General features: G+C 59.7%; 19 protein-coding genes and 1 tRNA gene. 15 read left to right on the top strand and 5 right to left on the bottom strand.

The annotated features are described in order from the left end of the window. The first annotated feature begins 27 nt into the window (after positions 1 to 27). From arcA to PMI34_RS21950, 11 genes are all read left to right on the top strand, one after another. Entirely contained in the window at positions 28 to 1,284 is a 1,257-nt protein-coding gene (arcA, locus tag PMI34_RS21900) for an arginine deiminase (protein WP_008047381.1), read from the top strand. A gap of 69 nt (positions 1,285 to 1,353) precedes the next feature. After that, positions 1,354 to 2,364, top strand: a complete 1,011-nt coding sequence (locus tag PMI34_RS21905; RefSeq protein WP_008047379.1) for an ornithine carbamoyltransferase — start codon at positions 1,354 to 1,356, stop codon at positions 2,362 to 2,364. Between the two features lie 190 nt (positions 2,365 to 2,554). Continuing rightward, complete coding sequence (gene arcC / locus PMI34_RS21910) at positions 2,555 to 3,484, top strand: carbamate kinase (RefSeq protein WP_008047377.1); 930 nt, start codon at positions 2,555 to 2,557, stop codon at positions 3,482 to 3,484. Positions 3,485 to 3,548: 64 nt separating this feature from the next. Next, on the top strand, positions 3,549 to 3,911 hold the full coding sequence (locus PMI34_RS21915; RefSeq protein WP_008047375.1) for a DUF5064 family protein: 363 nt from the start codon (positions 3,549 to 3,551) through the stop codon (positions 3,909 to 3,911). A gap of 215 nt (positions 3,912 to 4,126) precedes the next feature. After that, the gene (locus tag PMI34_RS21920; protein ID WP_008047374.1) at positions 4,127 to 5,635 is read left to right on the top strand and encodes a sigma-54-dependent transcriptional regulator; all 1,509 of its coding nucleotides are present in this window, start codon (positions 4,127 to 4,129) and stop codon (positions 5,633 to 5,635) included. Between the two features lie 446 nt (positions 5,636 to 6,081). Further along, positions 6,082 to 6,465: a glycine cleavage system protein GcvH gene (gene gcvH, locus PMI34_RS21925; RefSeq protein WP_008047373.1), complete on the top strand. Its 384-nt coding sequence runs from the start codon at positions 6,082 to 6,084 to the stop codon at positions 6,463 to 6,465. An 11-nt stretch (positions 6,466 to 6,476) separates the two neighbouring features. Then, a complete protein-coding gene (gene gcvP, locus PMI34_RS21930) occupies positions 6,477 to 9,344 on the top strand; it encodes an aminomethyl-transferring glycine dehydrogenase (protein WP_008047372.1) in 2,868 nt (955 codons plus the stop codon). Positions 9,345 to 9,548: 204 nt separating this feature from the next. Then, a complete protein-coding gene (locus tag PMI34_RS21935; RefSeq protein WP_008047371.1) occupies positions 9,549 to 10,925 on the top strand; it encodes an L-serine ammonia-lyase in 1,377 nt (458 codons plus the stop codon). A 36-nt stretch (positions 10,926 to 10,961) separates the two neighbouring features. After that, positions 10,962 to 12,086: a glycine cleavage system aminomethyltransferase GcvT gene (gcvT, locus tag PMI34_RS21940; RefSeq protein WP_008047370.1), complete on the top strand. Its 1,125-nt coding sequence runs from the start codon at positions 10,962 to 10,964 to the stop codon at positions 12,084 to 12,086. A gap of 403 nt (positions 12,087 to 12,489) precedes the next feature. Next, a complete protein-coding gene (locus PMI34_RS21945; protein ID WP_007977299.1) occupies positions 12,490 to 12,702 on the top strand; it encodes a cold-shock protein in 213 nt (70 codons plus the stop codon). A gap of 94 nt (positions 12,703 to 12,796) precedes the next feature. Beyond that, the gene (locus PMI34_RS21950; protein ID WP_008047369.1) at positions 12,797 to 13,285 is read left to right on the top strand and encodes an RDD family protein; all 489 of its coding nucleotides are present in this window, start codon (positions 12,797 to 12,799) and stop codon (positions 13,283 to 13,285) included. A 135-nt stretch (positions 13,286 to 13,420) separates the two neighbouring features. Here PMI34_RS21950 and nadA read toward each other — a convergent pair whose 3' ends face one another. Next, on the bottom strand, positions 13,421 to 14,479 hold the full coding sequence (gene nadA, locus PMI34_RS21955) for a quinolinate synthase NadA (RefSeq protein ID WP_008047368.1): 1,059 nt from the start codon (positions 14,477 to 14,479) through the stop codon (positions 13,421 to 13,423). 141 nt (positions 14,480 to 14,620) lie between these two features. On the opposite strand from nadA, the gene PMI34_RS28720 reads away from it, so the two are divergent. The 4 genes from PMI34_RS28720 to idi all read left to right on the top strand — a co-directional run bounded on the left by PMI34_RS28720 (position 14,621) and on the right by idi (position 18,900). After that, positions 14,621 to 14,758, top strand: a complete 138-nt coding sequence (locus tag PMI34_RS28720; protein WP_157222707.1) for a hypothetical protein — start codon at positions 14,621 to 14,623, stop codon at positions 14,756 to 14,758. Between the two features lie 474 nt (positions 14,759 to 15,232). Further along, positions 15,233 to 17,479, top strand: coding sequence for a cytochrome P450 (locus tag PMI34_RS21960; protein WP_238538766.1), 2,247 nt, complete (start codon positions 15,233 to 15,235; stop codon positions 17,477 to 17,479). Further along, the gene (locus tag PMI34_RS21965; protein ID WP_008047366.1) at positions 17,476 to 18,282 is read left to right on the top strand and encodes a class I SAM-dependent methyltransferase; all 807 of its coding nucleotides are present in this window, start codon (positions 17,476 to 17,478) and stop codon (positions 18,280 to 18,282) included. The genes PMI34_RS21960 and PMI34_RS21965 overlap by 4 nt, the downstream gene beginning before the upstream one ends. Before the next feature lie 75 nt (positions 18,283 to 18,357). Next, positions 18,358 to 18,900, top strand: coding sequence for an isopentenyl-diphosphate Delta-isomerase (gene idi / locus PMI34_RS27880; RefSeq protein ID WP_008047365.1), 543 nt, complete (start codon positions 18,358 to 18,360; stop codon positions 18,898 to 18,900). A gap of 149 nt (positions 18,901 to 19,049) precedes the next feature. Here idi and PMI34_RS21970 read toward each other — a convergent pair. The 4 genes from PMI34_RS21970 to ybgF all read right to left on the bottom strand — a co-directional run. Continuing rightward, positions 19,050 to 19,125 (bottom strand) — tRNA-Lys (locus tag PMI34_RS21970). A gap of 63 nt (positions 19,126 to 19,188) precedes the next feature. Next, on the bottom strand, positions 19,189 to 19,881 hold the full coding sequence (gene queC, locus PMI34_RS21975; RefSeq protein ID WP_008047364.1) for a 7-cyano-7-deazaguanine synthase QueC: 693 nt from the start codon (positions 19,879 to 19,881) through the stop codon (positions 19,189 to 19,191). 1 nt (position 19,882) lies between these two features. Continuing rightward, positions 19,883 to 20,530 (bottom strand): 7-carboxy-7-deazaguanine synthase QueE, encoded by a 648-nt coding sequence (gene queE, locus PMI34_RS21980; protein ID WP_008047363.1) that lies wholly within the window; start codon positions 20,528 to 20,530, stop codon positions 19,883 to 19,885. A gap of 166 nt (positions 20,531 to 20,696) precedes the next feature. Beyond that, a partial coding sequence (ybgF, locus tag PMI34_RS21985) for a tol-pal system protein YbgF (protein ID WP_008047362.1) occupies positions 20,697 to 21,130 on the bottom strand: 434 nt, incomplete at its 5' end.

Here is a 21,130-nt window from a genome sequence, read left to right as displayed (position 1 = left end):
TGTTTTGTCATCTGGAGGATCACTGTAATGACCAAGGAAAAAGTTAAGTACGGCGTCCATTCCGAAGCCGGCAAACTGCGCAAAGTCATGGTTTGCTCCCCAGGGCTTGCCCATCAGCGGCTGACCCCGAACAACTGCGATGAACTGCTGTTCGATGATGTGCTGTGGGTGGCCCAGGCCAAACGCGACCACTTCGACTTCGTCACCAAGATGCGCGAACGCAACATCGATGTACTGGAAATGCACAACCTGCTGACGGACATCGTCGCCATCCCCGAAGCCCTGGACTGGATTCTGGAACGCAAGATCACCGCCAACTCGGTGGGGCTGGGCCTTATCAATGAAACCTCGTCGTGGCTGCGCAGCCTGGAGCCGCGCAAGATCGCCGAGTTCCTGATCGGCGGTGTCTCGGGTGACGACTTGCCCACCAGTTTCGGCGGCAAGGCCATCGAGATGTTCCGCGACTTCCTGGGCAACTCCAGCTTCATCCTGCCGCCGCTGCCCAACACCCAGTTCACCCGCGATACCACCTGCTGGATCTACGGTGGCGTCACCCTCAACCCGATGTACTGGCCGGCGCGCCGGCAGGAAACCCTGCTGACCACCGCCATCTACAAGTTCCACCCCGAGTTCACCAACGCCGATTTCCAGATCTGGTACGGCGACCCGGACAAGGACCACGGCAACTCCACCCTTGAGGGCGGTGATGTGATGCCGATCGGCAACGGCGTGGTGTTGATCGGCATGGGCGAACGCTCGTCGCGCCAGGCCATTGCCCAACTGGCGGTGAACCTGTTCAAGAACAAAGCCGTGGAGAAAGTGATCGTCGCCGGCCTGCCGAAATCCCGTGCGGCAATGCACCTGGACACGGTGTTCAGCTTCTGCGATCGCGACCTCGTCACGATCTTCCCGGAAGTGGTGAACCAGATTGTCGCCTTCACCCTGCGTCCCGATGAAAGCAAAGCGGGTGGCATCGACATCCGCCGCGAAGAAACCAACTTCCTCGACACTGTGGCCCAGGCCCTCAACCTCAAGGCCCTGCGTGTGGTGGAAACCGGCGGCAACAGCTTCGCCGCCGAACGCGAGCAGTGGGACGACGGCAACAACGTGGTAGCCGTGGAGCCCGGCGTGGTCATCGGCTACGACCGCAATACCTACACCAACACCCTGATGCGCAAGGCCGGGGTGGAAGTCATCACCATCAGCGCCGGCGAACTCGGCCGGGGACGGGGCGGCGGCCATTGCATGACCTGCCCGATCATCCGCGATCCGATTGACTACTAACCTATTAGCCTTGGCCCGCGCTTACCGAGTTCGGGCCAAGGGGATAACCGACACCTTAGGAGATCCAAAATGGCGTTCAATATTCATAACCGCAATCTGCTGAGCCTGGAACACCACACCCCTCGCGAATTGCGCTACCTGCTCGACCTGTCCCGCGACCTCAAGCGTGCCAAGTACACCGGCACCGAACAGCAACATCTCAAGGGCAACAACATCGCGCTGATCTTCGAAAAAACCTCGACCCGCACCCGCTGTGCGTTCGAAGTTGCAGCCTATGACCAGGGCGCCAACGTCACCTATATCGACCCGAACTCCTCGCAGATCGGTCACAAGGAAAGCATGAAGGACACCGCCCGCGTGCTCGGGCGCATGTATGACGCCATCGAATACCGTGGCTTCAAGCAGGAAATCGTCGAGGAGTTGGCCAAGTTCGCCGGCGTACCGGTGTTCAACGGCCTGACCGACGAGTATCACCCGACACAAATGATCGCCGACGTGCTGACCATGCGTGAACACGCCGACAAGCCGATCCATGAAATCAGCTACGCCTATCTGGGCGACGCGCGTAACAACATGGGCAACTCGTTGCTGCTGATCGGCGCCAAGCTCGGCATGGACGTGCGCATCTGCGCCCCGAAAGCCCTGTGGCCGGCGGACGACCTGGTGGCTCGCTGCAAAAAATATGGAGAGGAAAGCGGCGCGCGCATCACTCTCACCGAAGATCCGAAAGCCGCCGTCAAGGGCGTGGATTTCATCCACACCGATGTATGGGTATCGATGGGCGAGCCGGTCGAAGCCTGGGCCGAGCGCATCCAGCAACTGCTGCCGTATCAGGTCAACGCCGAACTGATGAAAGCCACCGGCAACCCGCGCACCAAGTTCATGCACTGCCTGCCGGCGTTCCACAACTGTGATACCAAAGTCGGCAAACAGATTGCCGAGCAGTACCCGCACCTGAGCAACGGCATCGAAGTGACCGATGACGTGTTCGAGTCGCCGGCCTGCATCGCCTTCGAGCAAGCGGAAAACCGCATGCACACCATCAAGGCGATTCTGGTATCGACCCTGGCTGACCTGTAACGGCTGACTCGGCTCCCACTGACGGAAAAGGGTCAATGTGGGAGCGGGCTTGCTCGCGATAGCGGTGTATCAGGCAACAATGATGTCGACTGACACTCCGCTTTCGCGAGCAAGCCCGCTCCCACACTGGTCCGGGTTCCACAGAAAGACCGCGTTGCTTGCAACCTCTTTGTTTAGAAGGACTAGCACCATGCGTATCGTCGTTGCTCTGGGCGGTAATGCCCTGCTCCGCCGGGGCGAACCCATGACCGCTGACAACCAGCGCGCCAACATCCGGATCGCCACCGAACAGATCGCCAAGATCCATCCCGGCAACCAACTGGTCATCGCCCACGGCAATGGCCCTCAGGTCGGCCTGCTGTCGTTGCAGGCGGCGGCCTACACCTCGGTTTCGCCCTATCCGCTGGACGTGCTCGGTGCCGAGACCGAAGGCATGATCGGCTACATCATCGAACAGGAACTGGGCAACCTGCTGGACTTCGAAGTGCCCTTCGCGACCCTGCTGACCCAGGTCGAAGTCGATGCCAACGACCCGGCGTTCAAGAACCCGACCAAACCCATCGGCCCTGTCTATACCAAGGATGAGGCTCAAGCACTGGCCGCCGAGAAAGGCTGGGCCATTGCCCCGGACGGCGACAAATACCGTCGTGTGGTTGCCAGCCCGAAACCGAAACGCATCTTCGAAATCCGTCCGATCAAATGGCTGCTGGAAAAAAGCAGCATCGTGATCTGCGCCGGAGGTGGTGGCATTCCGACCATGTATACCTCGCCCGGTAAACTCGAGGGCGTCGAAGCGGTCATCGACAAAGACCTGTGCTCGGCGCTGCTGGCCGAACAGCTTGAAGCCGATCTGCTGGTGATCGCCACCGACGTCAACGCCGCCTTCATCGACTTTGGCAAACCCACGCAGAAAGCCATCGCCCAGGCCCACCCCGACGAAATGGAAAAACTCGGCTTCGCCGCCGGCTCCATGGGACCGAAGGTGCAGGCAGCCTGCGAATTCGCGCGCCATACTGGAAAAGTGGCGGTGATTGGCTCGCTCGCGGACATCGAAGCGATCGTCCAGGGCAAGGCCGGTACGCGCATCAGTACGGCGACACCGGGCATCAGCTATCAGTAACCGAAACTTCGGGGGCAGGCCTGGGGCCTGCCCTGATTCAAGACATTTTGAAGGAGAGTCAACAATGGCAACGTTCGAGCCGGGTCACCTGCACATCGAGCGGCACGCGCTGAACAAGGATGACGTCAGCTACAACATCTACCTCGACTATGAAGTCAGCCAGGATCCCAAGGAAGGCAAAGGGATGCTGTTCAAGATGCACGGCAGCATTCAGAACAAAGACATGAGCGAGTCGTTCTTCCTGCCCAAGGACATGGCCTACAACTTCGCCAGCAACGTCACCAAGATTGCCGAGAAGTACGGCATCCCGAAAACCCACAGCAACATCGGTTCGGTCCACAAGCATTACGACGCGATGTTCGAAGATGTGCGGGTGCAGTTGAACATGAAATCGGGCGACCCGGTCAAACCCGAGCATCTGGAGTAACCCAGCCTCCAAATGAAAGCTGTACCTGTGGGAGCGAGCTTGCTCGCGATAGCGGCCTGTCATCCAACATTGATGTTGACTGACACACTGCTATCGCGAGCAAGCTCGCTCCCACAGAGGGTAATGTCGTCCTGAATATCGGCGGTACATTTCACCATTAGCCCGCCCCAAGGCATACTTGCCACCCTTCGCACTGCAGAACCCAAGACCGCCCCATGCGTATCCACGTCAGCTTCATCGACCGCGTCGGTATCACCCAGGAAGTCCTGGCCCTGCTCGGCGGGCGCAATCTGAACCTGGATGCGGTGGAAATGGTCCCGCCCAATGTGTATATCGACGCCCCGACCCTGAGCCCGCAAGTGCTCGAGGAACTGCGCGATGCCCTGTTCAGCGTGCGTGGCGTGCAAGCGGTGACGGTGGTCGACATCCTGCCCGGCCAGCGCCGGCACTTGCAGCTCGACGCCTTGCTGGCCGCCATGACCGACCCGGTGCTGGCACTGGACAGCGACGGCAAGGTACTACTGGCCAATCCGGCCCTGATCGCCCTGTACGGCCGCGAGCCGGACGGTGAAAGCGTGGGCGACCTGTTTGCCGACCCGGCCTTGCTCGACGCCCTGCTCGAACACGGCTTTCGCCTGCCGCTGCGGGAAATCACCGTCAACGGCCAGACCCTGTTGCTTGACGCCACACCGATCACCGACGCCGGCGCTCTGCTGACCCTGTACCAACCGAACCGCATCGGCGAACGCCTTTCCGCGTTGCACCATGACCACGCCGAAGGTTTCGATGCCCTGCTCGGCGAGTCCCCAGTGATCCGCACCCTCAAGGCGCGCGCCCAGCGGGTGGCGGCCCTCGATGCACCGCTGTTGATCCAGGGTGAAACCGGCACCGGCAAGGAACTGGTGGCCCGCGCCTGCCACGCCATCAGCGCCCGGCACAGCTCACCCTTTCTGGCGTTGAACTGCGCGGCATTGCCGGAGAACCTCGCCGAAAGTGAACTGTTCGGCTATGCCCCTGGCGCCTTCACCGGCGCACAACGGGGTGGTAAGCCGGGGCTGATGGAATTGGCCAACCAGGGCACGGTGTTTCTCGATGAGATCGGCGAGATGTCGCCCTATTTGCAGGCCAAATTGCTGCGTTTCCTCAACGACGGCAGTTTTCGCCGGGTCGGCGGTGACCGTGAGGTCAAGGTCAACGTACGGATCCTCAGCGCGACCCACCGCGACCTGGAAAAAATGGTCAGCGAAGGCCTGTTCCGCGAAGACCTGTTCTATCGCCTCAACGTCCTCAACGTCGAAGTGCCGCCCCTGCGCGAGCGCGGCCAGGACATCCTGCTGCTGGCCCGCTACTTCATGCAGCAAGCCTGTGCGCAGATCCAGCGCCCGATCTGTCGCCTGGCGCCGGGCACTTACCCGGCGCTTTTGGGCAACCGCTGGCCGGGCAACGTACGGCAATTGCAGAACGTGATCTTCCGCGCCGCGGCGATTTGTGAAAGTAGCCTGGTGGACATCGGCGACCTCGACATCGCCGGCACCTCGGTGGCCCGCCAGAGCGACCATGACGTCGACAGCCTGGAACAGGCCATGGACGAGTTCGAGAAAACCCTGCTGGAAAAACTCTACGCCAGCTATCCCTCGACCCGGCAACTGGCGACCCGCCTGCAAACCTCCCACACGGCGATTGCCCATCGGTTGCGCAAGTACGGCATACCCGGCAAGGCCTGAGGCCTGACACCGAACAAACCTGTGGGAGCGGGCTTGCTCCGGGCGGCGTTCCGACGAATGCGTAGTGTCAGACAGCATTGATATCGACTGATACACCGCCTTCGCGAGCAAGCCCGCTCCCACAGGTTCACCTCCAGTCTGAAAACCGCGTCAAAAACGACCTCCACCTGTACTGAAAGCGCTACAGTGGAACGATATCGCTACACCCCTCTCCGATCACGGCTGTGCAAGGCTTTGATCCACCTCGGCTTTTATCATTGGCATATGCCGTATCGATTTCGCTACAACGATTGATTTTCAGCCTTTGTCGAAACCACCTAAAACATTGATCAATAACCATAAAAACAACGTTGGCCGCGTTCTTGCTATGTACTCCCCCATAACCCGGGCATCGCCCAAGCATTCAATCGCGTCCACCAGACGAGTCTGGCCCCTTAGGAGTTTCCATGAGCGAGTTGCGTTTTACTGAAGATCACGAATGGCTGCGCACCGAAGCTGACGGCAGCGTCACGGTCGGCATCACCGCTTTCGCACAGAACGCCCTGGGCGACGTGGTTTTCGTTCAACTGCCTGAGCTGCAGTCCTACGACAAAGGCGCCGAAGCCGCCACCGTGGAATCGGTAAAGGCTGCCAGCGGCGTGTACATGCCACTGGACGGCGAAGTGCTGGAAGTGAACCCGGCCCTGGACAGCAGCCCTGAACTGGTCAACGAAGATCCGCTGGGCGAAGGCTGGTTCTTCCGCTTCCAGCCAAGCGACGCCTCGGCAGTCGCCCAACTGCTGGATCAGGACGCCTACGACCGCCTGATCAAAGCGCAAGCCGAAGCCTGAGGAGCGATGACATGACCAATGTGAATCCTGCTGTTGTAAATGTAAGTACTGCCAACGAATTTATCGCCCGTCACATCGGCCCGCGCGCCGGTGACGAGCAAGCCATGCTCAACAGCCTCGGTTTCGACTCCCTGGAAGCCCTGAGCGCCAGCGTGATTCCCGACAGCATCAAGGGCACCAGCGTCCTCGGCCTGGAAGACGGCTTGAGCGAAGCCGATGCCCTGGCCTTGATCAAGTCCATCGCGACTAAAAACCAGCTGTTCAAGACCTTCATCGGCCAGGGTTACTACGGCACCCACACGCCGTCGCCGATCCTGCGCAACCTGCTGGAAAACCCGGCCTGGTACACCGCCTACACCCCGTACCAGCCAGAAATTTCCCAGGGTCGTCTCGAAGCGCTGCTGAACTTCCAGACCCTGATCAGCGACCTCACCGGCCTGCCGATCGCCAACGCCTCGCTGCTGGACGAAGCCACCGCCGCTGCCGAAGCCATGACCTTCTGCAAACGCCTGAGCAAGAACAAGGGCAGCCACGCCTTCTTCGCCTCCGTGCATTGCCACCCGCAGACCCTCGACGTACTGCGCACCCGTGCCGAGCCTTTGGGCATCGACGTGGTGGTTGGCGACGAGCGCGAGCTGACCGACGTGACGCCATTCTTCGGCGCACTGCTGCAATACCCGGCAAGCAACGGTGACCTGTTCGATTACCGCGAGCTGACCGAACGCTTCCACGCCGCCAACGCCCTCGTTGCCGTGGCTGCCGACCTGCTGGCCCTGACCGTGCTGAGCGCCCCGGGCGAATTCGGCGCCGACGTGGCCATCGGCAGCGCACAGCGCTTCGGCGTGCCGCTGGGCTTCGGTGGCCCGCACGCGGCGTACTTCTCCACCAAGGACGCGTTCAAGCGTGACATGCCGGGCCGTCTGGTCGGTGTTTCCGTAGACCGTTTCGGCAACCCGGCCCTGCGCCTGGCCATGCAGACCCGCGAGCAACACATCCGTCGCGAGAAAGCCACATCGAACATCTGCACCGCGCAAGTGTTGCTGGCCAACATCGCCAGCATGTACGCCGTGTACCACGGTCCAAAAGGCCTGACACAGATCGCCAATCGCGTGCATCACCTGACCGCAATCCTGGCCAAAGGCTTGAGCGCATTGGGCCTGAACGTCGAGCAAGCGAGCTTCTTCGACACCCTGACCGTGAAGACCGGCGCCCACACCGCCGCCCTGCACGACAAGGCACACGCCCAGCGCATCAACCTGCGCGTGGTCGATGGCGAACGCCTGGGCCTGTCCCTGGACGAAACCACCACTCAAGCCGACGTTGAAACCCTGTGGAGCCTGCTGTCCGACGGCAAGGCCCTGCCGGACTTCGCCGTCCTCGCTGCGTCGGTGCAAAGCGCCATCCCGGCCACGCTGGTACGTCAGTCGCCAATCCTCAGCCACCCGGTGTTCAACCGTTATCACTCGGAAACCGAGCTGATGCGCTACCTGCGCAAACTGGCGGACAAGGACCTGGCGCTGGACCGCACCATGATCCCGCTGGGTTCGTGCACCATGAAACTCAACGCCGCCAGCGAAATGATCCCGGTGACCTGGGCCGAGTTCGGCGCCCTGCACCCGTTCGCCCCGGCCGAGCAAAGCGCCGGTTATCAGCAACTGACCGACGAACTGGAAGCCATGCTGTGCGCTGCGACCGGCTACGACTCGGTATCCTTGCAACCGAACGCCGGCTCCCAAGGTGAATACGCCGGTCTGCTGGCGATCCGTGCCTACCACCAGAGCCGTGGCGAAGACCGTCGCGACATCTGCCTGATCCCGTCGTCGGCCCACGGCACCAACCCGGCCACTGCACAAATGGCCGGCATGCGCGTGGTCGTGACCGCCTGCGATGCCCGTGGCAACGTTGATATCGAAGATCTGCGCGCCAAGGCCATCGAGCACCGCGAACACCTCGCCGCGCTGATGATCACCTACCCGTCGACCCACGGCGTGTTCGAAGAAGGCATCCGCGAAATCTGCGGCATCGTTCATGACAACGGCGGCCAGGTGTACATCGACGGCGCCAACATGAACGCCATGGTCGGCCTCTGCGCGCCGGGCAAGTTCGGCGGCGACGTCTCGCACCTGAACCTGCACAAGACCTTCTGCATCCCCCACGGCGGTGGCGGCCCGGGTGTCGGCCCGATCGGTGTGAAATCGCACCTGGCGCCATTCCTGCCGGGCCACGCACAGATGGAGCGCAAGGAAGGCGCCGTTTGCGCGGCACCGTTCGGCAGCGCGAGCATCCTGCCGATCACCTGGATGTACATTCGCATGATGGGTGGCGCGGGTCTCAAGCGTGCTTCGCAGCTGGCGATCCTCAATGCCAACTACATCTCCCGTCGCCTCGAAGAGCACTACCCGGTTCTGTACACCGGCAGCAACGGCCTGGTGGCGCACGAGTGCATCCTCGACCTGCGCCCACTGAAAGACAGCAGCGGCATCAGCGTCGATGACGTGGCCAAGCGCCTGATCGACTTCGGCTTCCACGCACCGACCATGTCGTTCCCGGTGGCCGGCACGCTGATGATCGAGCCAACCGAAAGCGAATCCAAGGAAGAACTGGACCGCTTCTGCGACGCCATGATCCGCATCCGTGAAGAAATCCGCGCGGTGGAAAACGGCACCCTGGACAAGGACGACAACCCGCTGAAAAACGCGCCGCACACCGCCAAGGAGCTGGTGGGCGAGTGGTCGCACCCGTACAGCCGTGAGCAAGCGGTGTACCCGGTTGCATCGCTGATCGAAGGCAAGTACTGGCCGCCGGTCGGTCGCGTCGACAACGTGTTCGGCGATCGCAACCTGGTCTGCGCCTGCCCGTCGATCGAAAGCTACGCTTAAACCAATGAGGGGGTGGATTGATCCGCCCCCGATTTCCAGAACACCCCACAACCCTGTGGGAGCGAGCTTGCTCGCGATGACGGACTGACAGCCACCATCAATGTCGACTGAACGTCCGCTATCGCGAGCAAGCTCGCTCCCACAGGGATCTGTGCCAAGTCTTATGTTCCGTGAATTCCTATAACAAGAAACCGGAGAACCACCATGTCGTTAAGCGTGTTCGACCTGTTCAAGATTGGCATCGGCCCCTCCAGCTCACACACCGTCGGCCCGATGCGCGCCGCTGCGCGTTTCGTCGAAGGTTTGCGCCGCGAAAACCTGCTTGAAGCCACCACCTGCGTCAAAGTCGAGCTGTACGGTTCGCTCGGCGCCACCGGCAAAGGCCACGGCAGTGACAAGGCTGTGTTGCTTGGCCTGGAAGGCGAACACCCGGACACCGTTGACACCGAAACCGTCGCTGCGCGCCTGCAAGAGATTCGCGGCAACGGTCGCTTGAACCTGCTCGGCGAACACAGCATTGCGTTCAACGAGAAAGAACACCTGGCGATGATTCGCAAACCCTTGCCCTATCACCCCAACGGCATGATTTTCCGCGCCTTCGACGCAGCGGGCCTGCAGATCCGCAGTCGCGAGTACTACTCGGTCGGCGGCGGTTTTGTGGTCGATGAGGACGCCGCAGGCGCCGACCGCATCGTCGAAGACGCCACGCCCCTGACCTTCCCCTTCAAAAGCGCCAAGGACCTGCTCGCTCATTGCGTCAAATACGGGCTGTCGATCAGCCAGGTGATGCTGACCAACGAAAGCGCCTGGCGTCCGGAAGCGGAAACCCGCGCCGGCCTGCTGAAAATCTGGCAAGTAATGCAGGACTGCGTCGCCGCAGGATGCCGCAATGAAGGCATCCTGCCCGGCGGGCTGAAGGTCAAGCGCCGGGCCGCGGCGCTGCATCGGCAATTGTGCAAGAACCCGGAATCGTCATTGCGCGATCCGCTGTCGGTGCTGGACTGGGTCAACCTGTACGCCCTGGCCGTCAACGAAGAAAACGCCAACGGCGGGCGCGTGGTTACGGCGCCCACCAATGGTGCGGCCGGGATCATTCCGGCGGTGCTGCATTACTACATGCGGTTTATTACCGGTGCGAATGATGACGGCGTGGTGCGTTTTCTGCTCACTGCGGCGGCCATTGGCATTCTGTACAAGGAAAACGCCTCGATCTCCGGCGCCGAAGTCGGTTGTCAAGGCGAAGTCGGCGTCGCTTGCTCGATGGCTGCCGGTGCCTTGTGCGAAGTCCTTGGCGGCACCGTGCAACAAGTGGAGAACGCCGCGGAAATCGGCATGGAACACAACCTCGGACTGACCTGCGACCCGATTGGCGGGCTGGTGCAAGTGCCTTGCATCGAGCGCAACGCCATGGGCTCGGTCAAGGCCATCAATGCCGTGCGCATGGCCATGCGCGGCGACGGGCAACATTTCGTCTCCCTCGACAAGGTCATCCGCACCATGCGCCAGACCGGCGCCGACATGAAAAGCAAATACAAGGAAACCGCCCGTGGCGGTTTGGCGGTCAACATTATCGAGTGCTGATGCGCGCTCATCTGCACCCTTCTTCAGGAGCTGAATATGTCCACCGAACAACTGTTGAAAACTCCGTTGCACGCACTGCACATCGAGCTCGGCGCGCGCATGGTGCCCTTCGCCGGCTACGACATGCCCGTGCAGTACCCGCTGGGCGTGATGAAAGAACACCAACACACCCGCGATCAGGCCGGGCTGTTCGACGTCTCGCACATGGGCCAGATCCGCCTGACCGGCGCCAATGCCGCCAAGGCCCTGGAAACCCTGGTGCCAGTGGACATCATCGAACTGCCGGTGGGCATGCAGCGTTACGCCATGTTCACTAACGAGACCGGCGGTATTCTCGACGACCTGATGGTCGCCAACCTGGGCAACGACGAACTGTTCCTGGTGGTCAACGCCGCCTGCAAGGACCAGGACCTGGCCCACCTGCGCAAGCACATTGGCGACCAGTGCACGATCGAGCCATTGTTCGAAGAGCGCGCCCTGCTCGCCCTGCAGGGTCCGGCGGCGGTCACTGCGCTGGCACGTTTGACACCTGAAGTGGCCAAGATGACCTTTATGCAGTTCGCTCGAGTAAAACTGCTGGGCGTGGACTGCTTTGTCAGCCGTTCGGGATACACCGGTGAAGACGGCTTCGAAATCTCCGTGCCGGCCGCCAACGCCGAAACCCTGGCTCGCGCCCTGCTCGCCGAACAGGAAGTCGAGGCCATCGGCCTTGGTGCCCGCGACTCCCTGCGCCTGGAAGCCGGCCTGTGCCTGTACGGCCATGACATGAACACCGACACCACCCCGATCGAAGCAAGCCTGCTGTGGGCGATCTCCAAGCCACGTCGCGCTGATGGCGCACGGGCCGGCGGTTTCCCTGGCGCCGAGACCGTATTCGCCCAGCAACAGGCAGGCGTGAACCGCAAACGTGTAGGTCTGCTACCACAGGAACGTACACCCGTGCGTGAAGGCGCCGAGATCGTCAACGAAGCCGGCGACATCATCGGTAGCGTCTGCAGCGGCGGTTTCGGCCCGACCCTGGGCGGTCCGCTGGCCATGGGTTATGTCGACAGCGCCTACATCGCACTGGACACACCGGTCTGGGCGATCGTTCGTGGGAAAAAGGTACCTTTGCTTGTAAGCAAAATGCCATTTGTTCCACAACGCTACTATCGCGGCTGATTGAATGTTCCTATAAGTAACGCGGTTGCGTTAACGGTGCACTAATGTGTAACGCAACCGCCATAAAATAGTGCATTGTTTGGCTGTAAGCTTCGATTATGAACTTTGCTTATAACGATCGAAAACAATTGAACAAGGTTAGAGAATAAGGCTTCACTAGTGGACTGACTTTGCCATCAAGCTGAGGAAATACGGGGCCTTCACGGGGCTTGTTTTTTCTCCCGTAGTTGGCGTAGAGTTTGTTCACTGTGTTTGCATGGGTCGCTTGGAATCGTGACCTGGGCAGTAGCCTACAAGTTAGCTACATCCCGTTCGACGTCTTCTTACTCTCCTGCAACCAGCCCCAGTACTCTTTCATGAGAAGGAGACTGTCATTAATTTTTTGCGTCAAAGGAAATAAGAAATGTCCCAACGTCAGAGCGGTACCGTCAAGTGGTTTAACGACGAGAAAGGTTTTGGTTTTATCACTCCTGAAAGCGGTCCGGATCTGTTCGTGCATTTCCGCGCCATCCAGGGCAACGGCTTCAAGAGCCTGAAAGAAGGCCAGAAAGTGACTTTCATCGCCGTGCAGGGCCAGAAAGGCATGCAGGCTGACGAAGTACAAGCAGAAGCCTAATCTTCTGTAACGAAAAAGCCCCTGATGCTGACATCAGGGGCTTTTTTGTGCGCGTAAATCCGTAAAATGGCTTCTTTTTCGCCGAGAGCCTGCCATGTCGAAACACCTGCTTACCCCCCAGGGCGACTTTCCTGCCGCTGGCCTGGGTCGTCGCCTGGCAGCCATGTTCTATGATTTCCTGCTGTGCACCGCCCTGCTGATCGTCACCAGCGGCATCTACAAGATGATCCAGATGGCGATCATCGGCGAAGAAAGGATGCGCACCTTGACCGAAGCGGGCGCGCTGGACGGCGATCCCCTGCTCTCCACGGTCCTGCTGTTCGTACTGTTCGGCTTCTTTGCCAAGTTCTGGACATGGTCTGGTCAGACACTGGGCATGCAGGTCTGGTGCATTCGCGTGCAGAATGCCGATGGCTCATCCATCAGCCTGTGGCAGGCGCTGTTGCGCTTTGTGGTGTCGATTGCCTCACTGCTATGCGTTGGCCTGGGATTCTTCTGGTCGCTGTTCGACAAGCAGAAACGCAGCTGGCACGACATGTATTCCAATACCCGGCTCGTGCGGATTCCAAAGAAGACCAAATAATTTCCCGACGCAGAAACCACTGTGGGAGCGAGCTTGCTCGCGATGGCGTAGTGTCAGTCAATTTCAATGGTGACTGATACGCCGCTATCGCGAGCAAGCTCGCTCCCACAGTTTTTTGCGCTTGGTTGAAAGATCTTATGCGTTACCCGCCAGCTTCATCCGCGCCGCCTGAGTAAAGTCGAGCATGCGCTTGAGCGGCCGGATCGCCTGCGGAATCAGTGCCGGATCGACAAAGATCTCGTTCGCCCCTTCCTTCAACGCCTTGAGCGTGCGCTCAAGGGTGTTCATGGCCATCCACGGGCAATGCGCACAACTGCGGCACGCCGCGCCGTTACCCGCCGTTGGAGCCTCGATAAAGATCTTGTCCGGGCACAGCTGCTGCATCTTGTAAAAGATGCCGCGGTCGGTCGCGACGATCAGCGTCTTGTTCGGCAGGCTCTGGGCCGCCGCGATCAACTGACTCGTCGACCCCACGGCGTCCGCCAGTTCGATCACCGAGGTCGGTGACTCCGGGTGCACCAGGATCGCAGCATCCGGGTACAGCGCCTTCATGTCTTCAAGCTGCTTGGACTTGAATTCTTCGTGAACGATGCAGGCACCGTCCCACAGCAGCATGTCGGCACCGGTCTGGCGCTGGATGTAGGTCCCCAGGTGCTTGTCCGGGCCCCAGATGATGGTCTCGCCGTTGTCCATCAGGCTTTCGACGATCTCCAGCGCACAGCTTGAAGTCACCACCCAATCCGCTCGGGCTTTTACCGCAGCGGAAGTGTTGGCGTACACCACCACCGTGCGCTCCGGGTGTTGATCGCAGAACGCGGAAAATTCGTCCACCGGGCAACCCAGGTCCAGCGAACAGGTCGCTTCGAGCGTCGGCATCAGCACGCGTTTTTCCGGGTTGAGGATCTTGGCGGTCTCACCCATGAACTTCACGCCGGCGACGACCACGGTCTTGGCCGGATGGGCATTGCCGAAACGGGCCATCTCCAGCGAGTCGGAGACACAGCCGCCCGTCTCTTCGGCCAGCGCTTGAATCACAGGGTCACAATAGAAGTGGGCCACCAGCACCGCGTCCTGAGCCTTGAGCTCGGCAGCGATGGCAGCACGGTAATAAGCCTCTTCATCGGCGGTCAGCGGCTTGGGCTGTTTGGCGTCGAGGTGGGCTTGAACCAGAAGGCGTTCGGAAATTTGCGTCATGTTCGCAAGACCTGCAGGCGCATTCGCGCGAAAGTCGAGTATACACCCGGCTCCGGACCCATCGGGGTACCGCCGGGAAAGTGAGTATTCATCAGGCACGGACAGCGTTGAAGCTGCGCAAGGCTACAGAATATCCGACGGATGCAAAAGGTGATTCTGACCTGCGTCATGCGCAGCGGCCCGCAGCGCGGCGGACTTGAATCGCGGGCAAAAAAAAAACCGGAAATCCTCACTTGCGTGGGCCTTGCGGATTTTTGGAACAAATTGAAAACCAATTGAACAATCTGCTCCTGCGAGCCGTTGACGAACGGTTGTACTTGGGCAACACGATGCCGGTCTTCAAGATCACTTTGCCCGCTGCACTGATCGAGTCTCACCCTGACAGTCGACGCTGGAATGATCCTCTACTCAATGTGCCCACTGTCATTTTTTAGGAACATCCCTACAAAACAAACATCAATTTCCCACAAAAACAGTGGTGACGCACAAATTAGGAGCAGATAGCCTCTGCTTGCACAACAAGAATTTCAATTGCACTCGCATGCACCATTGTTATCGGACGAGGATGTGACGCGAAACCGTCAGTGATGGCGTAGAACCTAGCAGCCGCACCCTCTCTATTCACCAGACATCGCGTGCCAGAGCCGAAGGCTGGGGCGACGAACTTGAGCACCCTCTGTAATGGCATGCCTGGGCCACCGAGCATGGCTTGCCACGTTATGCCTTCAAAAATCGATATCAAGGAAAAGAAAGTTGATTCAACAGGAGAGCATCATGCCACCGGCACACCGCGAAGGTGATCCCGGCACCAGCCACGGCTGTCATTTACCACCGACTCCGCTGATCATTCCCGAGATTCGGCTTCCTTTCGCAGGTCCGCCAGCACGTACCGACAGTGATCGGTTGCGCAAGCATGCTCTCGCTTGGGCGCAGCGATACGGCTTGATTGGCCGCCGCGGTGCGTATCGACTGAGCACCACTTCGCTGCTCGATCTGGGGATGGCGTTGTGCGGGCGAGCTCCCACCGACCGAGCCGAGATTCTGGTGTGCTGGTATCTGTGGGCACTCACTCTCGATGACCGCATCGATGATGGTCCATGGGCGGAAAGCGGTGAATTGGACCGATTCATCACCGCGGTGCAGGATTTGACCGAGAGCGGCTGTGCGGATCCGTCGGGTAAAGTCAGCCGATTCGATGACCCGATGCTCGTTGCTCTGGTCGATGATCTGTGGCCGCAGACCAAGTGCTGGGGGGGCGAGCGTTGGCGGCACCGGCTCATGCGGCATTTGATCCAACATCTGCGTGCGCAGGCGACGCTGGTACGAATGCGGGAAACCGACACGGCACTCACGTTGGCCGAGTATCTGCCGTTACGCCGGGATTCGTTCGGCGCACTGTTCTTCTTTGATCTCATCGATGCAGCTGAAACTCTCGACCCGTACGAGCATTCAGCGGACATCGAATGGTGGAACACGCTGCGTGAACACGGTGCCGATATCATTGCCTGGACGAACGATATCCATTCGATTGCCAAAGATGTGGTGTGTGGTGAGCGCTTCAACCTGGTGTCGATAATAGCGGACACCGCTGGCATCGACTGGCCTGCCGCGATCGAAGCCGCCCACCAGATGGTGAACACGGTAGTCGCGCAGTTCACTGCGGTCGCCGCTCAACATGCAAGTCACCGGCCGGGCGTCGCGACCGACCCGGACCGGCTGCGCCAGGTTGTCCGGGCTGCAGGCGACTGGCACCAGACCGTTTCTCGTTATCGCCTGCATGCCACCGACTCTACAGCGCAGGCCAACCGGCAAGTAGACCTGAAACTTACCCCTCCGACCCTGAAATCCCGGCAGTTCGAAATCGACCCCTACCCTTTGTATGAGCGTTTACGTACCACTCTACCAATCGCTTACGACGAGCCCACAGATGTGTGGCTCGTCAGTCGGCATGTGGATGTCAAAGCCGCATTGACCCATCCTGGGGCGAGCAACAACAACTACGCCTGGCAGATTGGCCCGCTGCTGGGACACACTATGGTCGCTATGGACGGCTGTGAACACGCTCAGCACCGAGCATTGCTTAGCCCATCGTTCCGCAGCAAGGCCCTCGTAGCGCTAAAAGCGTCCATCATCTCGGTGACCACAGACCTGCTGGCGCACATGCGCGGCCGCCCCCAGGTGGACCTCATTGCCGACTTCACCGCAGCTCTGCCGGTACGGGTGATGGCTCATGCGCTGGGTCTCCCGGCTGGAACCTGCGAGGAAGTGGCGCAGTTAAAGAGCTGGTGTTCCATCGGCTTCGCTTACATGGGCAACTATCGACAGGATCCGGCACTGTTGACCGGCGGGTTATCCAACCGAGACAGTTTCTACGACTTTATCCAACCACATATCGACGCCCGCCGTGCTGAACCAAAAGTCGATCTGATCTCGCAGCTACTGGCGGCACAGGTTGACGGTCAGCCGTTGTCCGAAACGTACGTCCGGGCGTACTGTGCGATCCTGATGACGGCGGGTAGCGAAACCAGTCACGGCGCCTTGGCGAATCTCATTGTCAACTTGTTGAACGAGCCCGGCGTCAAAGATGCGGTGATGGCTGATCCAGACTTGATGGACAATGCGCTCGCCGAAACCCTGCGACGCAACCCTCCTCTGCAACTCATACTCCGGGAGGCCCGTGAATCGCTGGAACTGCCGTCGGGAACGATTCCTTCTGGCGCGACCCTAGCCTGTCTTATCGGTTCGGCCAACCGTGATCCGGACCAATTCACCGACCCGGACACCTTCAATATGTCGCGCACCCATCAGGCGACAAGTCATTTTGCCTTCGGCGCGGGGCGTCACTTCTGCTTGGGATCCATGCTGGCACGGATGGAGATCACGATCAGCGCTCGCATGCTGCTACAGACCTTTCCAAACGTGCGCTGGGCTCCGGGGTTCCAGCCCACCGAACGCGGATTCCTCAACCGCTGCCCTGATCGACTGGAGGTCTTACTGTGACCACTACTGACCCCACCGATGAACCCGGCTACACCAGCAGCTATCTCGCTGATCAGCACACTGGCCAATTGGCACGGCTGCGCACCCTGGAATGTGCCTTTGACCCGTTGAGCAAAGCCGTTTTTGATCAGTTCGATCTCCCGGGGCAGCCTACCATCCTCGATCTGGGTGCCGGTGCCGGATCATTTGCCGGCTGGCTGGCCCAGCGATATCCCGACGCGATTGTCACCGCCACCGACATCGACACCCGCTTCCTTACCGATATACCTGGCATTCGGGTGATTACCCACAATGCCACGACCGATGATTTTCCTGCGGCCTCCTTTGATGTGGTGCACGCTCGGGCGCTGCTGTGTCACCTCACCGAACGCGAAGACATATTGTCTCGAGCCGTCACCTGGGTCCGTCCGGGCGGCTGGTTGGTGATAGAGGACGTGAGTCTGCAACCGAGCTTGAGAACTTCGAACCCGTTGTTCCGAAAGGTCGCCCAAGCCGGAGTCGCCCTCCTGGAGCAGTCCATTGGTTCCGACATGCTCTGGGCCGACACTCTCCCCGGCCGGTTACGTGATCGGGGACTTTCCAGAGTCGGGCATCGCACCCTCGAAGGTCGAATCGGCGACAACAGCCCAGCCGATACCTTCTGGTCTGCAACCACCGCACAGGCTGGGCCAGCGCTGCTCAAACTCGGGCTACTCACCCAGAACGACCTCGATGCCATGGCCAACCTGCGTGCCGATCCAGAGTTCACCGACGCAGCTTTGACATTAGTCAGCGCCTGGGGACAAGTCTCCGAACTTGGATAGAAAGACGTAGCGCTGCCCTCCCACACCGAAAACATTGTGCGGGCGGGCGTGTAATTGCACCGAAGGGAATACAGAATGACCAATGATGTGGTGTTAGTTGATTCACAAGATGTACAGATCGGCGTTTGTGACAAACGCGTCGCACACCTGGGAGCGGGCCAGCTGCATCGTGCATTTTCGGTGCATCTGATCGACAGCGGCGGGCGTCATCTACTTCAACGTCGTGCTGCAGGGAAAATGCTTTGGCCGGGCTTCTGGTCGAATGCTTGCTGCAGTCATCCGTCACCTGGTGAAACTATTATCGATGCCGCGTCTCGTCGTCTGCGCGAAGAATTAGGGATCTCTGCCTCCTGCCGACTTCTATATAGTTTTGAGTACCATGCTAGATTTGGTTCGATCGGTGCGGAACACGAACTATGTCACGTATTGGTTGCTCAATCTGACGCTGTGGTCTGTCCAGCTACTGCGGAAGTCAGCGAGATCACATGGCTGACCCGCGCCGAAATATCAGCCCAACTTTCAGAATCGCAAGCGCAATTCACTCCCTGGTTTCGAATGGAGTGGCGTCGCCTATTAGCGGAGCACCCTTCGTTCGATACACCAATATTGCAGGAATAAATGAACCACTAAGGTTTTCCTGGAGAGTGTCATGTCCGGTGGAGATACTCTTCCCGCCCACCAGCCCCGTCTCCACTGAATCGCGGGCAAAAAAAAACCCGGAAATCCTCACTTGCGTGGGCCTTCCGGATTTTCTAAACCGCCAAAAATGGTGGGTCGTGTGGGATTCGAACCTACGACCAATTGGTTAAAAGCCAACTGCTCTACCAACTGAGCTAACGACCCGCTGTGTGGTGGCGCGTATAATACTGATTTTTAAGGACTATTCAACACCTATTTTGAAATAATTCAAAAATAAGGGGTTGGATCGCTGATTCCGGCCGTCGCAAAGCCTTCTGCACGCAGTCGGCAGCTGTCGCACTTGCCGCACGCACGGCCTTCATCGTCGGCCTGATAGCAGGAAACGGTCAGCCCGTAGTTCACGCCAAGCTTCACGCCCGCCTGGACGATCTGCGCCTTGCTGAGGTTTTGCAGCGGTGCCTGGATGCGGAAGCCATTGCCTTCCACGCCGGCTTTGGTTGCCAGGTTGGCCATGCGCTCGAACGACTCGATGAACTCGGGACGGCAGTCTGGGTAACCGGAGTAATCCACCGCGTTGACGCCGATAAAGATGTCCCGTGCGCCGAGTACTTCTGCCCAGCCCAAGGCCAGGGACAGGAACACCGTGTTACGCGCAGGCACGTAAGTTACCGGAATGCCCTCACCCGGCGCCTCTGGAATATCGATGCTGCTGTCGGTCAGGGCCGAGCCGCCCATGCCGTTCAGGTTCAGACCGATCACCTTGTGCTCGACCACACCCAGGTCCCGCGCCACACGCTCGGCGGCGTACAGTTCGGCGTGAGAGCGCTGACCGTAGTCGAAGCTCATGGTGTAGCAGCTGTAGCCTTCGGCACGCGCCATGGCCACGACGGTCGCCGAGTCCAGGCCACCGGACAGCAGGATGACCGCACGTTTTTCCGCAGTGTTGAGTTGTTCAGTCATTTCAGCGCCCCGGCTCGTCATTCCATAGATATTTATGCAGCTGCAATTGCAAACGCACTGGCAGGTTGTCCGCCACCACCCAGTCCGCCAGGTCCCGAGCATTGAGATCATGGTGACTTGGCGAGAACAGGACTTCACCGGCACGCAGGTCAAGACCGTACTGGATCAACTTGGAAACGGACCAGTCATAGTCCTCCCGCGAGCAGATGACAAACTTCACCTGATCGTTGGGCGTGAGCAGCTCAATGTTTTCGTAGCGATTGCGGTGCGCTTCCTTCGAACCCGGGGTTTTCAGGTCGACAACGCGACTGACCCGGGAATCGACTGCCGAGATATCGATGGAGCCACTGGTTTCCAGTGACACTTCGTAACCGGCGTCACACAAGCGCTTGAGCAAGGGAATGGCGTTGGGCTGGGCCAGGGGCTCGCCGCCCGTGACGCAGACATAACGCGGGCGAAACCCTGCAACCTGCTCGAGGATGTCGTCGAGGGTGCGAATGGTTCCGCCAGTAAACGCGTAGGCGCTGTCGCAGTATTGGCAACGCAGAGGGCAACCGGTCAGGCGCACAAAAACAGTGGGCAGGCCGGCAGTCCGCGTTTCACCCTGCAACGAGTAGAAAACTTCGGTGATTCTCAATGTGTCTTGCATAGTCGCCACGGGCGTAACAGCTAAACAGGCTGTCCGCCTCCGTCAGGCACTTGAAGGAACCCCGGCAAAGCGCAGGCCCCTAAAAGCGTGTTTCATAAAAAGGGTGTGAATTCTAACGAAAAAACCCGCGACAAGCGCGGGTTTCTTTGAAACGGGTCAAGCAGGCTTACATCTTTTGCAGATCGCGCTGGGCCAACTGAGCGGCGGAAGTGCCCGGATATTGGGAAACCACCTGCTGCAGAATGCCTTTGATCCGGTCGGTATGACCCAGGCGACGCTCTACATCAGCGAGTTTGTACAGCGAGTCCGGCACTTTGGCGTGCTTGGGATACAGCTGCGAAACCTTGGCAAAGGCCTGACCCGCGCCTTGCAGATCGCCTTTGGCCAGGTTCACTTCGCCCAACCAGTATTGGGCGTTGCCCGCGTACTGGCTGTTGGGGTACTTGCGCAGGAAAGCGGCAAAAGCCTGGCTGGCCTTGTCGAAATCCTTGGCCTTGATCAGGTCGAAGGCAGCATCGTAATAGAGCTTTTCCTTCGCCGGATCCGCCGGCTCGCTACCCGCGGCAGGTGCTTGAGCGGCGGCTGCGCCAGCTGCCGCAC

The organism is Pseudomonas sp. GM74 (assembly GCF_000282455.1).
In the GTDB taxonomy this organism is placed as follows: Bacteria; Pseudomonadota; Gammaproteobacteria; order Pseudomonadales; family Pseudomonadaceae; genus Aquipseudomonas.
Note: the sequence above shows the minus strand (reverse complement) of the source record. Positions and strands in the feature narration are given on the sequence as shown.

Coding starts and splice junctions, on each gene's coding strand:
- PMI34_RS28720 (WP_157222707.1), top strand. CDS start 14,621: ATGCAAAAGGTGATTCTGACCTGCGTCATGCGCAGCGGCCCGCAGCGC.
- arcC (WP_008047377.1), top strand. CDS start 2,555: ATGCGTATCGTCGTTGCTCTGGGCGGTAATGCCCTGCTCCGCCGGGGC.
- PMI34_RS21915 (WP_008047375.1), top strand. CDS start 3,549: ATGGCAACGTTCGAGCCGGGTCACCTGCACATCGAGCGGCACGCGCTG.
- PMI34_RS21945 (WP_007977299.1), top strand. CDS start 12,490: ATGTCCCAACGTCAGAGCGGTACCGTCAAGTGGTTTAACGACGAGAAA.
- queE (WP_008047363.1), bottom strand. CDS start 20,530: ATGCAAGACACATTGAGAATCACCGAAGTTTTCTACTCGTTGCAGGGT.
- arcA (WP_008047381.1), top strand. CDS start 28: ATGACCAAGGAAAAAGTTAAGTACGGCGTCCATTCCGAAGCCGGCAAA.
- gcvP (WP_008047372.1), top strand. CDS start 6,477: ATGACCAATGTGAATCCTGCTGTTGTAAATGTAAGTACTGCCAACGAA.
- PMI34_RS21935 (WP_008047371.1), top strand. CDS start 9,549: ATGTCGTTAAGCGTGTTCGACCTGTTCAAGATTGGCATCGGCCCCTCC.
- PMI34_RS21950 (WP_008047369.1), top strand. CDS start 12,797: ATGTCGAAACACCTGCTTACCCCCCAGGGCGACTTTCCTGCCGCTGGC.
- gcvT (WP_008047370.1), top strand. CDS start 10,962: ATGTCCACCGAACAACTGTTGAAAACTCCGTTGCACGCACTGCACATC.
- PMI34_RS21920 (WP_008047374.1), top strand. CDS start 4,127: ATGCGTATCCACGTCAGCTTCATCGACCGCGTCGGTATCACCCAGGAA.
- idi (WP_008047365.1), top strand. CDS start 18,358: ATGACCAATGATGTGGTGTTAGTTGATTCACAAGATGTACAGATCGGC.
- nadA (WP_008047368.1), bottom strand. CDS start 14,479: ATGACGCAAATTTCCGAACGCCTTCTGGTTCAAGCCCACCTCGACGCC.
- PMI34_RS21905 (WP_008047379.1), top strand. CDS start 1,354: ATGGCGTTCAATATTCATAACCGCAATCTGCTGAGCCTGGAACACCAC.
- gcvH (WP_008047373.1), top strand. CDS start 6,082: ATGAGCGAGTTGCGTTTTACTGAAGATCACGAATGGCTGCGCACCGAA.
- queC (WP_008047364.1), bottom strand. CDS start 19,881: ATGACTGAACAACTCAACACTGCGGAAAAACGTGCGGTCATCCTGCTG.